This is a genomic window from Streptomyces sp. NPDC005706 (assembly GCF_040631045.1).
Taxonomy (GTDB): domain Bacteria; phylum Actinomycetota; class Actinomycetes; order Streptomycetales; family Streptomycetaceae; genus Streptomyces.
Window position 1 is genome coordinate 469,152 of record NZ_JBEXYS010000001.1, and the last position, 20,685, is coordinate 489,836.

The window sequence follows — 20,685 nt, forward strand, 5'->3', positions numbered from 1 at the left end:
CGCAGGCGCGCCCGGGCTCGCCCGTTACCGGTCGGTTTCCATCCGATGGTCCTGTGCCGTGCGTCCGATGGCCGTACCGGGCTTGCCTTCCGGCGACCGCTGCGCTGCCGGCGCGGGCCCTTACCCGCCGGGACCGCACGCGAAAGGCCCGCCGGAGGGTTCCGGCGGGCCTTTCGAGGCTGATGTCCGCTCAGGCGGCCTGGGCGTACTTCGGGTTCGGGCCGTACTGGTTGGTCTCCGGCTTGCCCTCGGTGGCCAGGAAGACGATCAGGATGATCGCGCCGACCAGCGGGATCGCGCCGATCAGGATCCACCAGCCCGAGCGGTCCGTGTCGTGCAGCCGGCGGACGGCGACGCCGAGGCCGGGCAGCAGGGTGGCGAGCGAGTAGATGATCGCGGGGACGCTCGAGCCGATGGCGGCGTCGATGATCGCCAGCACGATGCTGATGATGATGTTGAACAGGAAGAACATCCAGTATTCCTGCCGCCGCGCGCGGCCGCTGAACACGGCGTACTTCTTCAGGACGTCGATGTACCAGTGCATGGTTGTCCCCCCAGGAATTCAAGCTCAGTTGGCTTCCCATCGAACCAGTCACGGTGACTTGAAACCATGTCTTTGGCGTGGGCGGGTCAATGTGTTACCCGGCTGTGGTCGTTCGGTGACAGGGGGGTCCCGGCGGCGGCCGGGCGGGTGTCCGGCCAGTCGAAGACACGCTGTTCGAACAGGGCCCGGCCCAGCGGCTCGCAGTGCAGGTGCGCACCCTCCTGGGCCGCGCGCCCGCCGCGCACGACGGGCGGCGGGCGACCGGCCACGGGACCATGGGGGAGGGGCGGGTGCCGACATCCGACGGGAGGACTCCCATGGCGCAGCAGACGGAGGCGAAGGCACCGACCCGCAAGCCCGCCGGCGCGGGCGGCGTGTTCCTCTCGTTCGCCCCCTGGATCATCTTCGGAGTGGTCGCCGCCCCCAGCACCTGGGAGTACGCCGCGCTCGCCGCGCTGATCGCCGCGATCGTGCTGTCGGGGAGGGACACGCTCCGGGGCAGGTTCTTCGTCCTGGACATGGTCGGCATCGTGTTCTTCGCGGTCATCACGGTCCTGGCGCTCGCCCTGGACCGCTCGCAGCTCATCTGGCTGGAGACCTACGCCCAGGTCATCTCCAACGGCGTCGTGGCCGTCGTCGCGCTGGGGTCGCTGTTCGCCGACCCCTTCACGGCGCAGTACGCCCGGCAGCAGACACCCCGCGAATACTGGGACTCGCCCGTCTTCGCGCACATCAACCGGGTGCTGACCGCGGCCTGGGGCGTGGTCTTCGCCCTCATGGCGCTCTCCACCTGGCTGGCCGTCCGGAACCCGTCCATGGACGACTGGTTCAACTGGGTCGTCCCGATCGCCCTGCTGGTCGGCGTCGTCAAGTTCACCGAGCGCTATCCCGAGTCGTACAAGGCACGCGTGACTTAGAGTCCGGGCCCTGGCGCATCCGTCGGGGCGTTCGCCGCGTCTACCCGGGTATGGACCTCGACAAGCCGCCCGCCCAGCCCCAGTACCCGGAAGGGTGCCTGGCCGTGGCGATCCGCGTTCCGGTGCGGATCGTCGTGCTCGTGCTGGTGGTGCCGGTGCGGCTGGTGTGGGACGCGCTGACCGTCGCCGGGCGGTTCCTGTCCCGCTCGGTGCTGCGCCCGCTCGGGCGCGCGCTGCGGTGGCTCGGCCGGGCCCTGTTCGTATGGCCGTTCGCCGCGCTGTGGCGGTGGGTCGTGGTGCCCGCCGGGAAGGCGCTCGGGTGGCTCGGGAACGTGTTCGTCGTCGTACCGGCGCTCTGGCTCCACCGGTACGTGCTGACCCCACTCGGGCACGGTCTCGCCCGGGGCGCGCGGGCGGTCGGGGCCGCTCTGGATTGGCTGTACGCGCGCGTGCTGGCCCCCGTCGGGCGGGGGACCGCCTGGCTGCTGAGGGGCGCCGGCCTGTTGCTCGCGGCGGCCGGGGCGGGGGTGTTCGCCGTCATCGCCTGGCTGGCGCGGTACTTGCTGGTCGTCCCGGCGCGGTGGCTGTACGCGTGGGTGCTCGCGCCCGTGGGCCGGGCGCTGGCGTGGCTCGTGGCCGCCGTCGTCACGGGGCTCGGTGCCGTCCTGTACTGGACGGCACGCGTCCTGCTCGTTCTGCCCGCCCTGGCCCTGTGGCGCCGGGTGCTCGTGCCCGCGGGCCGGGTCCTGGCCGTCGTCGTGCGGGAGACCGGTGAGGCCCTCAGGCACGCCTGGCGGATCGCCGGGCGGATCTCCCGGGTCGTGGGGCGGGTGCTCGGGACCCTCTTGCGGTGGATCTTCGTGGAACCGGTGCGCCGGGTGTACCGGACGGTCCTCACCCCCGTCGGGCACGTCGTCCGGGACCATGTGCTGCGGCCCGCCGCGGCGGCGACGCGCGTGGTGGGGCGGAGCGTACGGCAGGCGCTGGCCGCAGCCCGGGACACCGTGCGGCAGGTCCGCGCGGACCTCCGGCGGGCGCTGCTCGGCGAGCCCGGGCCGCCGGCCGCTGTGGACCGGCGGGAACCCGGGGGCCGCGGGACACGTACTCTTGGTAGGAGTACCACCGCACTCACGAAGGACTAGGACACTGGGCAAGCGACAGCCCGAAGGCCCGCCGCCCGCACCCGCGGTGCAGCGCATCCGACTGCGCTACACCAAGCGCGGCCGCCTCCGGTTCACCAGCCACCGTGACTTCCAGCGCGCCTTCGAGCGTGCGCTGCGCCGCGCCGAGGTGCCCATGGCGTACTCGGCGGGGTTCACACCGCATCCGAAGGTGTCGTACGCCAATGCCGCACCCACCGGCACGGGCAGTGAGGCGGAGTACCTGGAGATCGCGCTGACCGCGGCGCGGGACCCCGAGACCCTGCGCGTCCTCCTCGACGAGTCGCTGCCCACCGGGCTGGACATCGTCGACGCGGTCGAGGCACGGACCTCGGGACTCGCCGACCGGCTCACGGCCTCCGTATGGGAGCTGCGACTGGACGGCGTCGACCCGCTCGACGCCGGGCGCGCGGTGGAGGCCTTCATCAAGGCCGACACCGTCGAGGTGCAGCGCATGACCAAGAACGGCGTCCGTACCTTCGACGCCCGCCCGGCGGTCGCGAACCTGGAAACACACAGTTCGCGGGCTGATGGGCCGACCGACCAGCCCTGTGCGATACTGCGGCTGGTTGTTCGGCACGTGACGCCTGCCGTACGACCCGACGACGTCCTGTCCGGTCTCCGCGCCGTGGCCGACCTGGCGCCGCCGGTCCCCGCAGCGGTGACCAGGCTGGCGCAGGGGCTGCTCGATGAAGAGACCGGCACGGTGACCGACCCGCTCGCGCCCGACCGCGAGGCAGCCGAGGCCCTGACGGCCGCACCGGCCGCCGCCGCGACGACGCCGACGCCGGAAGGTTCCGCGTAGGGACGGACGTCGTAGCGCAGCCCTCGTACTCGGGAGCCACCTGGGTCGGGCAGCGCACCGACCAGAAGACTTTCGCCAGGCCGTACCGACAAGGCGTACGGAACCGGCGAGACAGGACACAGAGTGCTCCCGTGCGGCGCCCGCGCCCCGGACGGCGGTCACCGCGCATCGCGCGGACCGCGGACGTCAACGGTGAACGGTCCCTCGAGACCGTCGCCGGACCAGGCGCGGCGCCCGGGAGCCTGACGGGAGAAACGCCCGCATGCTCGAACCGACCGAACCCAACGAGGGTTCCGAACTGAACACGCCGAGCGACACCCTGCCGCCGCGCAGGCGTCGCCGTGCCGCTTCCCGCCCGGCGGGCCCGCCCGGTGCCGCCGGGGCCCCCGCCGAGGTCACCGTGCCGGCCGTACCGGCCGCGGAAGCGGATGAGATCGCCGAGGCGGAGACCGCGGAGGCACCCGCCGCGGCCGAGGAGGCCGCGCCCCCCGCCCGGGCCCGCCGCCGGGCCACCCGCCGTGCCGCCGCGCCGGCCGGGTCGCCGGCCGCCGCCGAGGCCGCCGAGACGGTCGTACCGGCCGCCGAGGCAGCCGGGTCCGCCGCGCCGGCCGAGGCGGTCGAGACCGCTGGGACCGCCGAGGAACCCGCGGCGCCCCGGACCCGCCGTCGGGCGACGCGCCGTGCCGCCGCGCCTGCCGGAACCCCGGCCGAGGCGGAGGCCGTGGTGCCCGCCGCCGGGACCGAGGCGAAGGCGGAGGCAGCCGTGGAGTCCGAGTCCGAGGCCGCCGCCCCGGCTCGCCCGCGTCGCCGTGCCACCCGGCGCGCCTCCGCGCCCGCCGGTGAGCCGAAGGCCACCGAGACTCCCGAGGTCGCCGAGGCGGCTCCCGCCGCAGAGGCCGCCCCCGCCGCCGAGGCCCCGGCCGCCGAGGCTCCCGCCGCGACGGAGGAGGCCGCGCCCGCCGGCCGTACCCGCCGCCGGGCGACCCGCCGTGCTTCCGCGCCCACCGGAACCCCGGCCGCCGCCGAGACCACCGAGCGCGTCGTGACGGCCGCCGCCCCCGAGGCGGAGGCAGCGGCGGAGGAGCCCGCGCCCGCCCCGGCCGCCGAGGAAGCCGCTCCGCGCCGTACCCGCCGCCGCGCCACCCGCGGTGCCGCCGCGTCCGCCGACGCTCCCGCGGCCGAGGAGGCCACCGCGGCCGCCGACCGGCCCGCCGAGGAGACCAAGGCTCCCGAGGCGCCGCAGACCCCCGCCGCCGAGGCCCCCGCCGAGGAGGGTGCCCCGCGTCGCCGTCGCCGGGTCGTCCGGCAGGCCGCGACCGGATTCGCCGCTCCCGCGCAGACCGAGGCCGACGAGGCCGGAGCGCCGCGCCGCCCGGCCCGGCCCGCCGTGGCCGTGTTCCAGGCGCCGGTGTTCGCCGAGCCGCAGTTCCAGACCCCGCAGCGGGCCGCCGCCCAGGCCGCGGCCGAGGCCGCCGTGACGGAGGAGCCCGAGGAGGAGACCGAGGAGGAGACCGAGGCGCACCCGGAGGAGCGCGCCGAGGCGGGCGCGCGCCGCCGCCGTCGCCGCCGGGGTGCCGCCGCCGAGGAGACTCGGCCCGCCGAGGCCGAGGAGCCGGAGGAGGCCGAGGAGGCCGCCGAGGACCTCGCCGAGGGTGACGAGGGCGACGAGGCCGAGGGCTCCGAGGAGTCCGGTTCGCGCCGCCGTCGCCGCCGGGGCGGCCGTCGCCGTCGCCGTGGTGACGCCGCCGACGGCGAGGCCGGTGAGGGCGCGGACGCCGAGTCCGACGAACTCGCCGCCGAGCAGGCCGCACAGGACGCCGAGGACACCGCCGAGCAGGAGGACGAGGACTCCGAGGAGGCCCGGGACGAGGAGTCCGGGGGCTCCAGCTCCAGCCGCCGGCGCCGTCGCCGCCGTCGCCGTGCCGGTGAGAGCGGCGGCGAGGCCGAGCCGTCCACCGACGACCCGGAGCGCACGGTCGTCAGGGTCCGCGAGCCCCGCAAGCCCGCCGAGCCGTCCGACGAGGTGCAGTCCATCAAGGGCTCGACCCGTCTGGAAGCCAAGAAGCAGCGTCGCCGCGAAGGCCGCGAGCAGGGCCGCCGCCGCGTCCCGATCATCACCGAGGCCGAGTTCCTGGCCCGCCGCGAGGCCGTCGAGCGCGTGATGGTCGTGCGCCAGCACGGCGAGCGCACCCAGATCGGCGTGCTCGAGGACGACGTGCTGGTCGAGCACTACGTCAACAAGGAGCAGTCGACCTCGTACGTCGGCAACGTCTACCTGGGCAAGGTCCAGAACGTGCTGCCGTCGATGGAGGCCGCCTTCATCGACATCGGCAAGGGCCGCAACGCCGTCCTGTACGCCGGTGAGGTCAACTTCGGGGCGCTCGGCATGGCCAACGGGCCGCGCCGTATCGAAGCCGCCCTCAAGTCCGGCCAGTCGGTCCTCGTCCAGGTGACGAAGGACCCCATCGGCCACAAGGGCGCCCGCCTGACCAGCCAGGTCTCCCTCCCGGGCCGCTACCTCGTGTACGTGCCCGAGGGCTCGATGACCGGCATCAGCCGCAAGCTGCCCGACACCGAGCGGGCCCGGCTGAAGACCATCCTCAAGAAGATCGTCCCCGAGGACGCGGGCGTCATCGTGCGCACCGCCGCCGAGGGCGCGAGCGAGGACGAGCTGCGCCGTGACGTCGAGCGGCTCCAGGCGCAGTGGGAGGAGATCCAGAAGAAGGCCAAGAGCGGCAACGCCCCGACGCTGCTCTACGGCGAGCCGGACATGACCGTCCGGGTCGTCCGCGACATCTTCAACGAGGACTTCTCCAAGGTCGTCGTCAGCGGCGACGAGGCGTGGCAGACCATCCACGGCTACGTCTCGCACGTGGCGCCCGACCTCGCCGAGCGGCTGTCGAAGTGGACCAGCGAGGTCGACGTCTTCGCCACCTACCGGATCGACGAGCAGCTCGCCAAGGCGCTGGACCGCAAGGTCTGGCTGCCGAGCGGTGGTTCGCTGGTGATCGACCGGACCGAGGCGATGGTCGTCGTCGACGTCAACACCGGCAAGTTCACCGGTCAGGGCGGCAACCTCGAGGAGACGGTCACCAGGAACAACCTGGAGGCGGCCGAGGAGATTGTGCGCCAGCTCCGGCTGCGCGACCTCGGCGGCATCATCGTCATCGACTTCATCGACATGGTGCTCGAGTCCAACCGGGACCTGGTGCTGCGCCGCCTGCTGGAGTGCCTGGGCCGGGACCGGACCAAGCACCAGGTGGCCGAGGTGACCTCGCTCGGCCTGGTGCAGATGACCCGCAAGCGGGTCGGCCAGGGCCTGCTGGAGTCGTTCTCCGAGACCTGCGTCCACTGCAACGGCCGCGGTGTCATCGTCCACATGGAGCAGCCGGCCGCGGCCGGCGGCGGTGGCGGCGGCAAGCGCAAGAAGCGCGGCCGGGGCGGCGACGCGCAGGAGCACGTGCACGAGACCGCCGCCGTGGCGGTGGAGACCGGCGAGGCCGTCGAGCCCGAGGTGGAGACCGCCGTCGAGGTGGCCGCCGAGCTCGCCGAGCCCGTCGCACTGCCCGGGCCGGACTTCGCGCCGGACGAGGAGCTGTACAGCAGCGTCGCCGAGGCGGAGGCGGCGGCCGGCCGCGGTCGTTCCCGCCGCCGCGCGAGCCGCCGGGCCTCGGCACCGGCGGGCGCGCCGAAGGCGGAGCGGGCCCCGAAGGCGGAGAAGGCCGCGGAGACCGAGAAGGCTCCGAGGACGGAGGCGGCCGTGGCCGCCGCCGCGCCGACCGCCCAGGACGTCACCGCCGAGGAGGCGGCGGCGCGCCCGGTACTGCCCGAGCCCGCCGCGGAGGCGCTGGCCGAGCCGGCGGCCGCCGAGGACCAGATGATCCCGGAGCCGCAGGCCGAGCCCGTCGCCGAGGAGGCCGCGCCCAAGGGCCGTACGCGCCGCCGGGCGACCCGGAAGGTGTCGGCGCCCGCCGGTTCCCCCGCGGGAGCCGAGGCCGCCGTGGTGACGGTGTCCGAGACCGCGCCCGCGGCCCCGGTGGAGCAGCCCGCGGCCGAGGCCCCGGCTCCGGCCGCGGAGGCGGAGAGCGCCGCCCCGGCCCGCCCGCGCCGCCGCGCCGTGCGCAAGGCCACCGCGCCTACCGCGTCCGAGGAGACGGCCGTGACGGTCGTCCCGTCGGCCGCGGCGGAGGAGCCCCCGGCCGCCGCTGAGACGGTGACCGAGGCGCCGGTGACCGAGGAGACCGTCGAGGAGGCGGCTCCGGCCAAGAAGACGGCTCGCAAGACCGCCAAGAAGGCCACGGCGAAGAAGGCGGCCACCAAGAAGACCGCGGCCAAGAAGACGGCCGCCAAGAAGACGACGGCCAAGAAGGCGGCCAAGACCGCCAAGACGGCCGCCGCCAAGACGACGGCGAAGAAGACCACCACGGTCCCCGCCGGCGACGAGGGCTGACGCCCCGGGATGTGGGGCCGGTCCACGTGACCGGCCCCACATCCGCCGGGCCCGGTTTGACCCCTTCGGCCGTGGCCCCGTAACCTTGACCGTCGGCGTGTCGAGTGACACGCCACATCCCCGTAAACCTCTTCCTCCCGGGTGCCTCGGTGGCCGGGAGAGGCCGTCCGTGTTCATGCCCGGGCGGCTGGACTGCGGGGGTGCCGTTCCCGAGCGAGAGAGTGAGATCCGCGTGTACGCCATCGTGCGCAGCGGTGGTCGCCAGCACAAGGTTGCTGTCGGCGACATCGTTGAGGTTGACAAGATTTCCACCGCCAAGGTTGGCGACACGGTCGAGCTCTCGACCCTGCTCGTTGTCGACGGCGACGCTGTGACCAGCGACCCGTGGGTGCTGGCCGGCATCAAGGTCCAGGCCGAGGTCGTGGACCACCACAAGGGCGTCAAGATCGACATCCTTCGTTACAAGAACAAGACCGGCTACCGTCGTCGTCAGGGCCACCGCCAGCAGTACACGGCGATCAAGGTCACTGAGATCCCCGCGGCTGCGAAGTAAGGGACTGAGGAGAAATGGCACACAAGAAGGGCGCATCGTCCACCCGGAACGGTCGCGACTCCAATGCCCAGCGGCTCGGCGTGAAGCGCTTCGGCGGTCAGGTCGTCAACGCGGGTGAGATCCTGGTCCGCCAGCGCGGCACCCACTTCCACCCGGGCGCCGGCGTCGGCCGTGGCGGCGACGACACGCTGTTCGCGCTGCAGCCCGGTGCGGTGGAGTTCGGTACCCACCGTGGCCGCAAGGTCGTGAACGTCGTTCCGGTCGCCTGACCCGAGCGTTCCGTTCGAACCTTTCGCGAGGCGGACCTCACTTCCCGGTCGGGAAGGCGGGTCCGCCTTTCGCGTGTTACGCAAGAGACATCACCGTAGTTCTGGAGGCATGAACCATGACCACCTTCGTGGACCGCGTCGAGCTGCATGTCGCCGCGGGTAACGGAGGCCACGGCTGTGCCTCCGTCCACCGTGAGAAGTTCAAGCCGCTCGGCGGCCCGGACGGCGGCAACGGCGGCCGTGGCGGCGACGTGATCCTGACTGTCGACCAGTCGGTCACCACGCTGCTCGACTATCACCACTCCCCGCACCGCAAGGCGACCAACGGCAAGCCCGGCGAAGGCGGCAACCGCTCCGGCAAGGAGGGCCAGGACCTGGTCCTGCCCGTGCCGGACGGCACCGTCGTCCTGGACAAGGCCGGCAACGTGCTCGCCGACCTGGTCGGCCACGGCACCTCGTACATCGCCGCGCAGGGCGGCCGGGGCGGCCTCGGCAACGCGGCGCTGGCCTCCGCCCGCCGCAAGGCGCCCGGCTTCGCGCTGCTCGGCGAGCCGGGGGACCTCCAGGACATCGTCCTGGAGCTGAAGACGGTCGCGGACGTGGCCCTGGTGGGTTACCCGAGCGCGGGCAAGTCCTCGCTGATCTCGGTGCTCAGCGCGGCCAAGCCGAAGATCGCCGACTATCCGTTCACCACCCTGGTGCCCAACCTGGGCGTGGTCACGGCCGGTTCGACCGTCTACACCATCGCCGACGTGCCCGGTCTGATCCCGGGCGCCAGCCAGGGCAAGGGCCTGGGCCTGGAATTCCTGCGCCACGTGGAGCGGTGCAGCGTGCTGGTGCATGTGCTGGACACCGCGACCCTCGAGTCCGAGCGCGACCCGGTCTCCGACCTCGACATCATCGAGGAGGAGCTGCGGCAGTACGGCGGCCTGGACAACCGGCCCCGGATCGTCGTCCTGAACAAGGTCGACGTGCCGGACGGCAAGGACCTCGCCGAGATGGTCCGCCCCGATCTGGAGGCGCGCGGTTACCGCGTCTTCGAGGTGTCGGCGGTGGCCCACATCGGGCTGCGGGAGCTGTCCTTCGCGCTCGGCGAGCTGATCGCGAAGGCGCGCGCCGCCCGGCCCAAGGAGGAGGCGACGCGGATCGTCATCAGGCCGCAGGCCGTGGACGACGCGGGCTTCACGGTCACCCGCGAGGACGCCGGCGGTGAGCCGCTGTTCCGGGTGCGCGGCGAGAAGCCCGAGCGCTGGGTGCGGCAGACCGACTTCAACAACGACGAGGCCGTCGGCTACCTCGCCGACCGCCTGAACCGCCTCGGTGTCGAGGAGCGGCTGATGAAGGCGGGCGCCCGCGTCGGCGACGGCGTGGCCATCGGGCCCGAGGACAACGCGGTCGTCTTCGACTGGGAGCCGACCGCCATGGCCGGCGCCGAGATGCTGGGCCGGCGCGGCGAGGACCACCGCTTCGACGCGGCCCGGCCGGCCGCCCAGCGGCGGCGCGACAAGCAGGCCGAGCGGGACGAGGCGCTGCGCGAGTACGACGAGTTCGACCCGTTCGAGTAGGACCGGGCGGGCGCGGAGCGGTGGACGCCGGGCAAGGTCCCGGCGTCCGGGGCAATCACGCGGCTCCCGGGTGAGCCGAACTGTGCGACACGGCAGGGACATCGGTCCCTGCCGTGTCGCACACTTCCCTCTCCCGCCCCGGAGCCGACGTGTCCCGGCCCGGTCCATGCCGGCACCCTGGGCACCGGCGCCTCCGAGGTCCGGCTCGGCACCGCGTTTCCCCGCTGACCCGGACGTCCTCACCGGCCCGGTCGGTTGGGGCGTCAGCACGCTCAACTCCGTTGCTTCAGAGCATTTCTGACAGACCGTGACCCGTCGCGGCACCACCACGTTCTCCACGTGGTCCCGGTGCCGCGGCGGGTTTTCTGTTGTCCGCCTACTTGTCATGCATGCGAACGCTGCCGTTCGGCGTCCGGGCCGTCCGGCCGTGGGAGCTTCCGTGGGTCCGCGAGTGAAGCCCAAGAGGCCCGTGTGGCAAGGGAGTCAGCCGAATGACCGGAGCAGCACCGCAGCCCGACCGACGCCGCTTTCTGACCGCGGGCGCCGCCGTCCTCGGCGCCGCGGCCTCCGCCCAGCTATGGCTGCCGGGTACCGCCCGCGCCGCCGGAAACCCGCTCCCCGACGGCCTGTTCACCCTCGGCGTGGCCTCCGGCGACCCGCTGCCCGACGGCATCGTGCTGTGGACCCGGCTCGCCCCCGACCCGCTGAACGGCGGCGGGATGCCGGACACGATCGTCCCGGTGGAGTGGGAACTGGCCGAGGACGAGCGGTTCCGCCGGACCGCCCGCCGGGGCACCGCCCAGGCCCGTCCCGAGTTCGGGCACAGCGTGCACGTGGACGTACGGGGGCTGCGCCCGGACCGCCGGTACTGGTACCGCTTCCGGGTGGGCGGGCAGCTCTCGCCCACCGGCCGGACCCGCACCGCGCCCCACCCGCACCAGCGGGGCGGCTCCCTGCGCGTCGCGCTCGCCTCCTGCCAGAACTGGCAGCACGGCTACTTCACGCCGTACGCCGACATGCTCGCCCAGGACCCGGACATCGTCCTGTTCGTCGGCGACTACATCTACGAGTCCACGCCGTCCGCGACGGCCGTACGGCGGCACGAGGGCACCGGGGAGCCGTACACGCTCACCGAGTACCGCAACCGCTACGCCCAGTACCGCACCGACCCCGACCTCGCCGCCATGCACGCGAACGCCCCCTGGGTGGTCACCTTCGACGACCACGAGGTCGACAACGACTACGCCGGTGAGGTCCCGCAGGACCCCGGCAAGCAGTCGCACGACGCGTTCACGGCCCGGCTGACCGCCGCGTACCAGGCCTACTACGAGCACATGCCGGTCCGCGCCACCGCCGTCCCGGACGGCCCGCACATCCAGATGTACCGCCACCTGGACTTCGGCCGCCTGGCCCGGCTCAACGTGCTGGACACCCGGCAGTTCCGCGGCGACCAGGCCACGAGCCAGGCCGGCGCCGAGGACCCGTCGCTCACCATGCTCGGCGCCGCGCAGAAGCGGTGGCTGCTGGACGGGCTGCACGGCTCACCGGCCCACTGGAACCTCGTCGCCTCGCAGATCATGATGGCCGAGACCGACCTGCTGCCCGGCGACGGCAAGCTCTGGTACTACGACGCCTGGGACGGCTACCAGGCCGAACGCAACGCCCTGCTCGGGGAGTTCGCCGGCGTCCGCAATCCGGTCGTGCTCAGCGGCGACCGGCACCTGACGATGATCAGCGACCTCAAGGAGGACTTCGCCGACCCCGGGTCCGCCGTCGTCGGCGCCGAGTTCGTCGGCACCTCCATCTCCAGCAACGGCGACCAGGACCAGGCCGCCTTCCACGCCCAGTGGGACCCGCTGAAGGCGGACAACCCGCACTGGAAGGTGATCGACGCCCACCGCGGCTACCACCTCTTCGACATCGGCCGCGACGGTCTCGACGCCCAGGTGCGGATCGTCGACACGGTGCTGGCGCCGAAGTCCGCCGCGGGCACCCTGACGCGGCTGCGGGTGGAGGCGGACGAGCCCGGCGTCCGGGCCGTGTGACGCGGCCTCCTCGGGCGCCCCGGAAACCTGTGTGAGCGGGGCCCGGGACTCATCCGGGTCCCAGGCTCCTCTCAGTTCCGCCTCAGGCGGAACTCTTACCGTCCCTTGACCATGGAGACGGACTGTACGAGTGACATGCCCGCGCCGCTGCCCACGGGCACCCGGCTGCTGCACATCGGCCCGCACAAGACGGGGACCACCGCCGTTCAGGGCGCGCTGTTCGCGGCGCGGGACCGGCTGCCGGAGCACGGCGTGGTGTTCCCCGCGCACAGCAGGCACCCCATGGAGGCCGCCCTCGCCGCCTGCGCCCGGCCCGCGATGATGGGCGACACCGTGCCCACCGAGAGGCACTGGACCCGGCTGCTGGAGCGGGTGCGGGCCACGGGGGAGAAGACCTCGGTCATCAGCAGCGAGTTCTTCGCCGACGCCCCGGACGACGCCACCGCGGCCCGGATCGTCGAGCAGCTCGGCGGCGACCGCGTGCACGTCCTGGTCATCCTGCGCCCGCTGGCGAGGATCATGCCCTCGCAGTGGCAGCAGTACGTGCAGAACGGCCTGCGCATGGGGTACGAGGACTGGCTGGAGCACATGCTGCGCAGACCGCCGTACGACGAGCCCAGCCCCAGCTTCTGGCGGCGGCACCGGCACGACCGGCTGGTGGCACGCTGGGTCCGGGCCGCCGGGAGCGGGCGGGTCACCGTCGTCGTGGTGGACGACCGCGACCGCGGCGGGCTGATGCGCAGCTTCGAGGCACTGCTCGGACTGCCGGAGAATCTTCTGCGGCCGGTTCCGGACACCGCGAATCGGTCCCTCACCCTGGCCGAGACCGAAATGCTGCGGAATCTTAACGTCGAATTCCGTGGCAATGGGCTGCCCGACGGGCTGTATTCCCGGCTGGTCCGCAACGGTGCCGTGACGCATATGAAGAACACGTGCAGCCCGACACCCGCCGACGTGAGGATCGCCACCCCCCGCTGGGCGGCCGAGGCGGCTGCCGCGATAGGCGCCTCGGCGGCGGAGCGGATCGGCGCCCTCGGCGTCCGGGTCCTCGGCGATCCGGGCCTGCTGTCCACGGTGCCCGAGCAGCCGGTACCGTGCTCGCCGGAGCCCCGGATGACCCCGGAAGCGGCGGCTCGTGCGCTGTACGGCGCACTCGCGGCAGCCGCCTTTGCGAGCGGGGGCGGCCCCCTCGCGCGCGATGTGCACCGGACGCCGTCGAAGGAGCTCGTCCGGGTCCTCGGTCACCGCTGCCTGAAGCGGCTGGGGCGCCGCTGAACACCCCTCCCGCCGGGGTCTGTGAGGGACCTGTGGACTTACTCACAGCAATTCCACGGAGGTTCACGGCGGCCGTCGCCCAATCACCTGGGGCGCAAGGTGAATGACAGGTGGCGCGCACATATGCATGGGACGTCACTCACCTTGCACAGCGGTTACCCGAAGTGGGACCATTTCGAACGTTCCCTGTCGCCCCAAGGTAGGTCAGCCTGTGTCACAGCACATAGCCAAGCCCCGAACCACCGCAGTCGTCCTGGCCGGTGGCACCGGCCAGCGGGTGGGTCTTTCGATCCCCAAGCAGCTGCTGAAGATCGCCGGCAAGGCAGTCATCGAGCACACGCTGACCACTTTCGAGAACGCCGACTCGATCGACGACATCATCGTGCTGATGGCGCCCGGTTATGTGCCGGACATCGAGAAGATCGTCGCCAAGGCCGGTTTCACCAAGGTCAAGAAGGTCATCGAGGGCGGTTCGACCCGGAACGAGACCACCGAGCGCGCGATTTCCGCCCTCGGTGAGGGCCTGGCCGAGGGCGAAGACGTCAACGTCCTCTTCCACGACGCCGTGCGTCCCCTGCTCTCGCAGCGCGTCATCGACGACTGCGTGACCGCGCTGGAGCGCTTCCAGGCCGTGGACGTGGCCATCCCGTCCGCGGACACCATCATCGTCACGCGCACGCACGGCGAGGACGGTGAGTTCATCACCGAGATCCCGGACCGCTCCCGGCTGCGCCGCGGCCAGACCCCGCAGGCGTTCAAGCTGTCCACTATCCGCCGCGCCTACGAGGTCGCCTCCGGTGACCCCAACTTCCAGGCCACGGACGACTGCTCCGTCGTGCTCAAGTACCTGCCGGACGTGCCGATCCACGTCGTCGCGGGTGACGAGTACAACATGAAGGTGACCCAGCCGGTCGACGTCTTCATCGCCGACAAGCTGTTCCAGCTCGCCTCCACGGCCGCCCCGGAGCAGAACGGCGAGGAGGACTACCGCGAGCTGCTGACCGGCAAGACGGTCGTCATCTTCGGCGGCTCCTACGGCATCGGCAAGGACATCGCCGAACTCGCCGAGTCCTACGGCGCCTCCGTGTACGCGCTGGGCCGCTCCACCACCGGCACCCACGTGGAGAACCCCGAGGAGGTCGACGACGCGCTGTCCAAGGCGTACGCGGAGACCGGCCGGATCGACTACGTGGTCAACACCGCGGGCGTGCTGCGCATCGGCAAGCTCGCCGAGACCGACAACGCCACCATCGAGGAGGCGCTGAAGGTCAACTACCTGGCCCCGGTGCAGATCGCGCGCTCCTCCTACAAGTACCTGTCGGAGACCAAGGGCCAGCTGCTGCTCTACACCTCCAGCAGCTACACCCGCGGCCGCGCCGAGTACAGCCTCTACTCCTCCACCAAGGCCGCCATGGTGAACCTCACCCAGGCGCTGTCCGACGAGTGGGCGTCCGAGGGCATCCGCGTCAACTGCATCAACCCCGAGCGCACCGCCACCCCGATGCGCACCAAGGCGTTCGGCCAGGAGCCGGCCGGCTCGCTGCTCTCCTCCGAGGCGGTGGCCCGCACCTCCCTGGACGTGCTGCTGTCGGAGCTGACCGGTCACGTCATCGACGTCCGCCAGCAGGACCCGACCGCGGGCGCCGCCAAGGCCTCCGGCTTCGAGCAGGCTCTGGCCACCGTGTTGGACCGTCAGGACGGCGTGTAATAATCGCGGTAAATAGCTTTTGGGAATTCAGGCCTCTGCCGCTCGCTCATTCACTGGGCGTTCGCAGAGGCCTGAGTCCGTACACCTCTTAAAAGTCGGTACGGCCCGCGATCCTCGCTCGATTCCGGCAATACCGAACAAAACCGGCACTCCCCCCTCCCAGAGCAGGTTTCTCCGTGATATCCACCGCTATTCGCGTCGCCCGGGTGGGCAGCGCGGCCGAGCTGGCCGCGGCGGCCCTCATGATGCTGGGCTTCCCCTGCCTCATGCTGGCCGCGCTCCTCCCCAGCGTGTACGCCTTCGTGGTCGCGGCCGCCGTGACGTACCTGGCGGACCACTTTCTGCACCGCAAGGGCAGCTATCTGATCAACCGTCTGAGCAAGGTCCGGGCCGGCCTGTCGATCCGGTTCCTGATCAGGCAGCTGCTGCTCATCCTGCTGCTGGCCCGGATGTCCTTGGCGGACAACCTGGTCTTCTACGCCGCGGTCGCCTGCTTCATCGCCTTCTACGGCCTGCAGGCTCCCCACGGCGCGCTCGTGACGCTGATCCGCAACCGCCGCCGGATGCCGGTCGCCACCCGCAACATCGACCTGAAGTCCCGCATCCGCATCCCGGACGCGCCGCCGCGCCGCCTGCTGCACCGCTCCGCGGAGAAGATGCTGCACCTCGACCTGTTCGCGGTCGCCGGTCTCCTGGTCTCCGCCGCGCTGGACGACGCCCTCGTCGGCTTCATCTGCGCCGGGATCACCGTGGCCCTCGGCTGCCTCTACGTCGCGGTGCTGCTGCCGTACGTGCGCGGCCGCCGGACCCCGCCGAAGGCCGATGCCGTGCTCGCCGCCGTGGACGACTGGCTGGCCGCCTACAAGCCGGAGACGGTCCTGTACTTCTCCGGCTCCAAGGACTCCGCGTACCAGGTCAACATGTGGCTGGAGACGATGGAGCAGCTGGAGACCCGGCCGCTGATCATCCTCCGCGAGCGCGCCATCGTGAACAACATCGCCCCCACCACCGTCCCCGTCATCTGCGTGCCCGGAGGGGTGCACCTGATGAACCTGGACCTGTCGACGGTGCGCGTCGCGCTCTACGCGGCCAACGTGGGCAAGAACATCCACCTGCTGCGCGTGCCCACCATGAAGCACGTCTTCATCGGCCACGGCGACAGCGACAAGCTGGCCAGCGTCAACCCGTACAGCAAGGTGTACGACGAGGTGTGGACCGCCGGCCGGGCGGGCCGCGACCGCTACGCCATCGCCGACGTCGGCGTCCGCGACGAGGACATCGTCGAGGTCGGCCGCCCGCAGCTCGCGCCCATCACCACCTGGCAGGGCGTGCCCGAGGGACGCATCCCGACCGTGCTGTACGCCCCCACCTGGGAGGGCTGGGACGGCAACCCCGGCAACACCTCGATCGTGCTGGCCGGTGAGAACATCGTGCGGAAGCTGGTCGCGGCCGACCCGCCGGTGCGTGTCCTGTACAAGCCGCACCCCTTCACCGGCACCGTCAGCGCCCAGGCCGGCGCCGCGCACCGCCGCGTCACCGCCCTGGTCGAGAAGGCCGCCGCCGAGCGTGCCGCCGACTCCCGCTTCACCGCCGACACCGCCGCGCAGGAGCGGGCCCGGGCCGAGCTGGCCCGGATCGAGGCGCGCCTCGCCGAGCTGGCCGGCGCCGGCGGCGACAAGGGCGACGAGGCCGAGGCCACCCGCGACGGCATCGTCGACGTCGAGCGGCACCAGGAGATCGCCCGGCTGCGCGCCGAGTGGAACGCCGCCTACTGGGAGTCCTTCCCGGCGTACGAGCACAAGGTCATCACCGGTGCCGAGCCGCGCCTGTACGACTGCTTCAACGTGTCCGACGCGATGGTCTCCGACATCTCCTCGGTGGTCTCCGACTTCATCGCGAGCGGCAAGCCGTACGCGGTCACGGACTCCGGCGAGCTGGGCGTGGAGGAGTTCAAGCGGCAGAACACGGCCGTGCGCGCCGCGACGATCCTGTCCAACAGCGCCGGCGAGCTGGGCGGCCTGCTGGACGCGGTCCGCGCCCCGTCCGCCGACCCGCTGGCCGGGGACCGCAAGGAGCTCAAGCAGTACCTGCTGGGCCCGGACGAGCCGAAGTCGATCGACCAGTTCAACACCGCGGTCGCCGATCTGGCCCTGAAGGCAGAGACCCGCAACGTCGGCCAGCAGTCGCGGGTGGGAGCGGCCAACGTCGACCCCGCCGAGGCGGCCGAGCTGACCACCGCGCTGCCGGCCCAGCGGAGCGCCTCCGCCGGTGAGACGGACGACGTGAGCGCGGTCTGACGACTCCGCCCCGGAGGGCCGGCCCCGGAGAACTCCGGGGGCCGGCCCTTTTTCACGTCTCCCTTACCGACCCCCTGCCGCACCGATGAGCAGCTCTTACCGGGCGTGCGTACCTTCGGATGCGGCCGCCGCGTCCCGTGTGGCGTGCCTCACTCATCACTCGGCGTCAGGCAACCGCTTCCGACAGGACCCCGTCTAACAGGTTGCGAATGATGTGATTCGGGGGAAATGTACTGTGACCAAGGGGGAACCGTGACCGTCGTGACGCAGCCTGATGTGACCGTAGTCATCGGGGCGTACGAAGCGATGCCGTATCTGGTCGAGTGCCTGGCGTCGGTCGAGGCGCAGACCATCGGCCCGGCCCGGATGGAGGTCATCGCGGTCGACGACGGCTCGACGGACGGCACGGGGGAGTACCTGGAGGAGTTCGCGGCCCGCGCCGAGATGCCGGTCACCATCGTCCGCCAGGAGAACTCCGGCAGCCCCAGCGGCCCGCGCAACGTCGGCCTCGGCAAGGCCGCCGGACGTTACGTCTTCTTCCTCGACGCCGACGACCGGCTCGGCACCGAGGCCCTGGAACGCATGGTCGCCATGGCCGACCGGAACGGCACCGACGTCGTCCTCGGCCGGGTCGAAGGCGTCAACCGCACCCCGCCGAAGTCCATGTTCGGCCGGACCCTCGAGCGGACCGACGTCTTCTCCTCCAACATCAAGTTCACGCTGAGCGCGCAGAAACTGTTCCGCCGCGCGCTGCTGGAGCGGCACGGCATGCGGTTCGACGAATCGCTGTGGACCGGCGAGGACGCGCTCTTCACCCTGGAGGCCTACCTGCGGGCGGACGGCGTCTCCGTGCTCGCCGATCACACCTGCTACTACCTGGTGGGCCGCGAGGACGGCAAGCACGTGACGAAGACCGGCAGCTACACGCTGCGCTTCGACTCCGCGCGCGCCCTGATGAAGCTGATCGCCGACATGGTCCCGGCCGGGCCCCGGCGCGACGACCTGATGGTCCGGCCCTTCCTCATCACCCTGCTGCCGCAGTTCGGGCCCAGGTTCCTCAAGGACGGCGAGGCCGTCCGCCGCAACAAGCTCGAGCTGGCGAAGCCGCTGATGGACGCCTACTGGACGCCCGGGGTGGCCCGCCGCCTGAAGGTCCACGAGCGGCTGCGGCTGCACCTGGTGGCCGAGCAGCGGACCGAGCCGCTGCTGGACGTCGTGGAGTTCGTACGGGCCGGGAAGCAGGCCGCCGCGCTGCTGGAGAAGCGCGGCACCCGCCTGTACCTCGCCTACCCGCACTTCCGGTCCGGGACGGCCGGCATCCCCGACGACGTGTATCTCGCCGAGCCCCGTGAGGCCCGTGCCTTCCCGGGATACCGCGAGCCGGCCGCCCGCTCGCTCCCGCGCCGGGCGCTGCGGAAGATCAGGCGGCTGCTGCCCAGCGGCGGGATCGGCGCGGCGGCGGCCTGACGCCCGCCGGCGCCGCGCGCCCCGCTACTTGCCCGAGTGCAGCGCCCGGCCCACCACGCGGCGGGCGCGCCGGTAGACGGAGGCCGCGGGTGCGGGGACCGCGTCCTTGACGCGCTTGGACCGGGCCAGCTCCCGCCGCAGCCGGTCGTTGTCCCTGGACAGCTCGCCGACCTGGGCGTGCAGCCAGCCGAACCGCGTGGTGAGCGAGGACAGGTCGGCGTCGTTCCAGGGGCGCACGCCCGGCGGGAACGCCAGCGACCGCATCCGCTTCTCGAAGGCGGCGCCGCCGTCGCCGTGCGTGAAGGTGTTCTGCAGCCCGTTCTTGTCGAGGAAGCCGGTGAACCGATCGAAGCGCTCGGCGTGGTTGCCGGTCAGCCCGCTGAAGTCGGCCTGCTCGTACAGCCGCGCCGGGTCCGCCGCCTCCGGGTCCTTCGCGACCTTGTCCAGGCGCTGGTGCGGGATCTCGAAGTAGCGGCACAGCTCCAGCGTGCGCGAGTCCCCGCACAGCACCGTCGCCGGAGTACCGGCGAGCAGCGCCGCGATGTTGCCGTGGATGCGGGAGCCGAAGGAGAAGTCGAACGGGCGCAGCTCGTCGATCCAGGTGATCGGGTCGACGTACACCCGCACCTTGTCCTCCCGGTACATCGGGTGGTCCGGGTGCGTCGGTATCGCGGTCACCGCGGCGTTCGGGTCCGACATGTCCCGCCAGTGCAGCTGCCGCGCGTCGCTGAGGTTCTGGCCGATGAAGCGCAGATTGGGGTAGTGCTCGTGGGTGCGGCTGATGATCCGGCCCAGCCCCTGCTTCTTCACCGCGCTGTGTGAGCCGTTGATCGCGATCCGTGACTCGGCCGTCAGACCGGGGACCTGCTTGCGCACGTCGAGTTCGCGGCCGTACATGAACAGGGACGGGCAGCCGATGACCTCGATGTCCTTGAAGCCCATGTCCCGCAGGTACGTCTCGGTGAACTCGCCGCGCACGCCGATCGAGGCGCTGCGGTCCAGCACCGCCGAGCAGAACGCGCGCACCGTCGGCTCGATCCGCTTCAGCCGCGCCGCGTCGTAGCCCACACCGGTCTGCGCGCCCACGCCGAGCACCACGACCGGGATGCGCAGCTTGGAGATGAGACGGGTCAGCCGCTGCAGCGCCACCTCGAAGGACGGGCGGAAGGCGTTGGCGAGCGGCACGACGAACGCGTCGTACTCCGCGTTGATGCGCGCCGCCGCGGCCACCTCGGTGCGCCCGCCGTTCGAGAAGACCTCGGTGTCCGGCGTCTCGAGGATCTTGTGCGCGGCGTCCTGGAAGATCAGGTTGCCGGAGTTGGTGGCGATGACGTCCTGGTGGAGTGCCTGCTCCACGGAGAAGACGTCATAGGGACTCTTGCCCGATCGGAGCAGGATGCGCTTCGGGTGGCGAACGGTAGGTGACACAACGGTCAATTTAAATTGGTGAAGGGTTTAATTTCTATAGGCAACGGGTACAACCTTTTTGCCGTACGCGAACCGTGAGCAAACGGTTACTGTGTGCCTGTCCGGGGGCTGGACCGATGCGCACCGCCCGGCCCCCTTCGCGTAGATTGCCGCACAGGCAGCGATTGCCGCTCAGGCAGCCGGTACGGGGCGAGGGGACAGC

General features: G+C 72.0%; 14 protein-coding genes. 12 read left to right on the plus strand and 2 right to left on the minus strand.

Features of this window, described 5'->3' with window-relative positions; all coding sequences use genetic code 11:
- Positions 1-190: 190 nt before the first annotated feature.
- Positions 191-544, minus strand: a complete 354-nt coding sequence (locus ABZ478_RS02075) for a DUF805 domain-containing protein (protein WP_359544581.1) — start codon at positions 542-544, stop codon at positions 191-193.
- A gap of 317 nt (positions 545-861) precedes the next feature.
- Between ABZ478_RS02075 and ABZ478_RS02080 the strand changes: the two genes are divergently transcribed.
- The 12 genes from ABZ478_RS02080 (at position 862) to ABZ478_RS02135 (ending at position 19,055) form a co-directional block, all read left to right on the plus strand.
- Positions 862-1,461, plus strand: coding sequence for a hypothetical protein (locus tag ABZ478_RS02080; RefSeq protein ID WP_359544582.1), 600 nt, complete (start codon positions 862-864; stop codon positions 1,459-1,461).
- Positions 1,462-1,511: 50 nt separating this feature from the next.
- Positions 1,512-2,603, plus strand: a complete 1,092-nt coding sequence (locus ABZ478_RS02085) for a hypothetical protein (RefSeq protein ID WP_359544583.1) — start codon at positions 1,512-1,514, stop codon at positions 2,601-2,603.
- Positions 2,604-2,649: 46 nt separating this feature from the next.
- Positions 2,650-3,426, plus strand: a complete 777-nt coding sequence (locus ABZ478_RS02090; protein ID WP_359544584.1) for a TIGR03936 family radical SAM-associated protein — start codon at positions 2,650-2,652, stop codon at positions 3,424-3,426.
- A gap of 262 nt (positions 3,427-3,688) precedes the next feature.
- Positions 3,689-7,876 (plus strand): Rne/Rng family ribonuclease, encoded by a 4,188-nt coding sequence (locus tag ABZ478_RS02095; RefSeq protein ID WP_359544585.1) that lies wholly within the window; start codon positions 3,689-3,691, stop codon positions 7,874-7,876.
- A gap of 232 nt (positions 7,877-8,108) precedes the next feature.
- Positions 8,109-8,429, plus strand: a complete 321-nt coding sequence (gene rplU, locus ABZ478_RS02100) for a 50S ribosomal protein L21 (RefSeq protein ID WP_007381993.1) — start codon at positions 8,109-8,111, stop codon at positions 8,427-8,429.
- 14 nt (positions 8,430-8,443) lie between these two features.
- The gene (gene rpmA, locus ABZ478_RS02105) at positions 8,444-8,698 is read left to right on the plus strand and encodes a 50S ribosomal protein L27 (protein WP_018846648.1); all 255 of its coding nucleotides are present in this window, start codon (positions 8,444-8,446) and stop codon (positions 8,696-8,698) included.
- Positions 8,699-8,814: 116 nt separating this feature from the next.
- On the plus strand, positions 8,815-10,263 hold the full coding sequence (obgE, locus tag ABZ478_RS02110) for a GTPase ObgE (RefSeq protein WP_359544586.1): 1,449 nt from the start codon (positions 8,815-8,817) through the stop codon (positions 10,261-10,263).
- 491 nt (positions 10,264-10,754) lie between these two features.
- Positions 10,755-12,308: an alkaline phosphatase D family protein gene (locus ABZ478_RS02115; RefSeq protein ID WP_359544587.1), complete on the plus strand. Its 1,554-nt coding sequence runs from the start codon at positions 10,755-10,757 to the stop codon at positions 12,306-12,308.
- A 111-nt stretch (positions 12,309-12,419) separates the two neighbouring features.
- Complete coding sequence (locus tag ABZ478_RS02120; protein ID WP_359544588.1) at positions 12,420-13,583, plus strand: hypothetical protein; 1,164 nt, start codon at positions 12,420-12,422, stop codon at positions 13,581-13,583.
- A gap of 211 nt (positions 13,584-13,794) precedes the next feature.
- Positions 13,795-15,291, plus strand: a complete 1,497-nt coding sequence (locus ABZ478_RS02125; protein WP_359544589.1) for a bifunctional cytidylyltransferase/SDR family oxidoreductase — start codon at positions 13,795-13,797, stop codon at positions 15,289-15,291.
- A gap of 176 nt (positions 15,292-15,467) precedes the next feature.
- Positions 15,468-17,588: a hypothetical protein gene (locus ABZ478_RS02130; RefSeq protein ID WP_359544590.1), complete on the plus strand. Its 2,121-nt coding sequence runs from the start codon at positions 15,468-15,470 to the stop codon at positions 17,586-17,588.
- A gap of 228 nt (positions 17,589-17,816) precedes the next feature.
- Positions 17,817-19,055, plus strand: a complete 1,239-nt coding sequence (locus ABZ478_RS02135) for a glycosyltransferase (protein ID WP_359544591.1) — start codon at positions 17,817-17,819, stop codon at positions 19,053-19,055.
- 24 nt (positions 19,056-19,079) lie between these two features.
- Here ABZ478_RS02135 and ABZ478_RS02140 read toward each other — a convergent pair whose 3' ends face one another.
- Positions 19,080-20,483, minus strand: a complete 1,404-nt coding sequence (locus ABZ478_RS02140) for a polysaccharide pyruvyl transferase family protein (protein WP_359544592.1) — start codon at positions 20,481-20,483, stop codon at positions 19,080-19,082.
- Between the last annotated feature and the right edge of the window lie 202 nt (positions 20,484-20,685).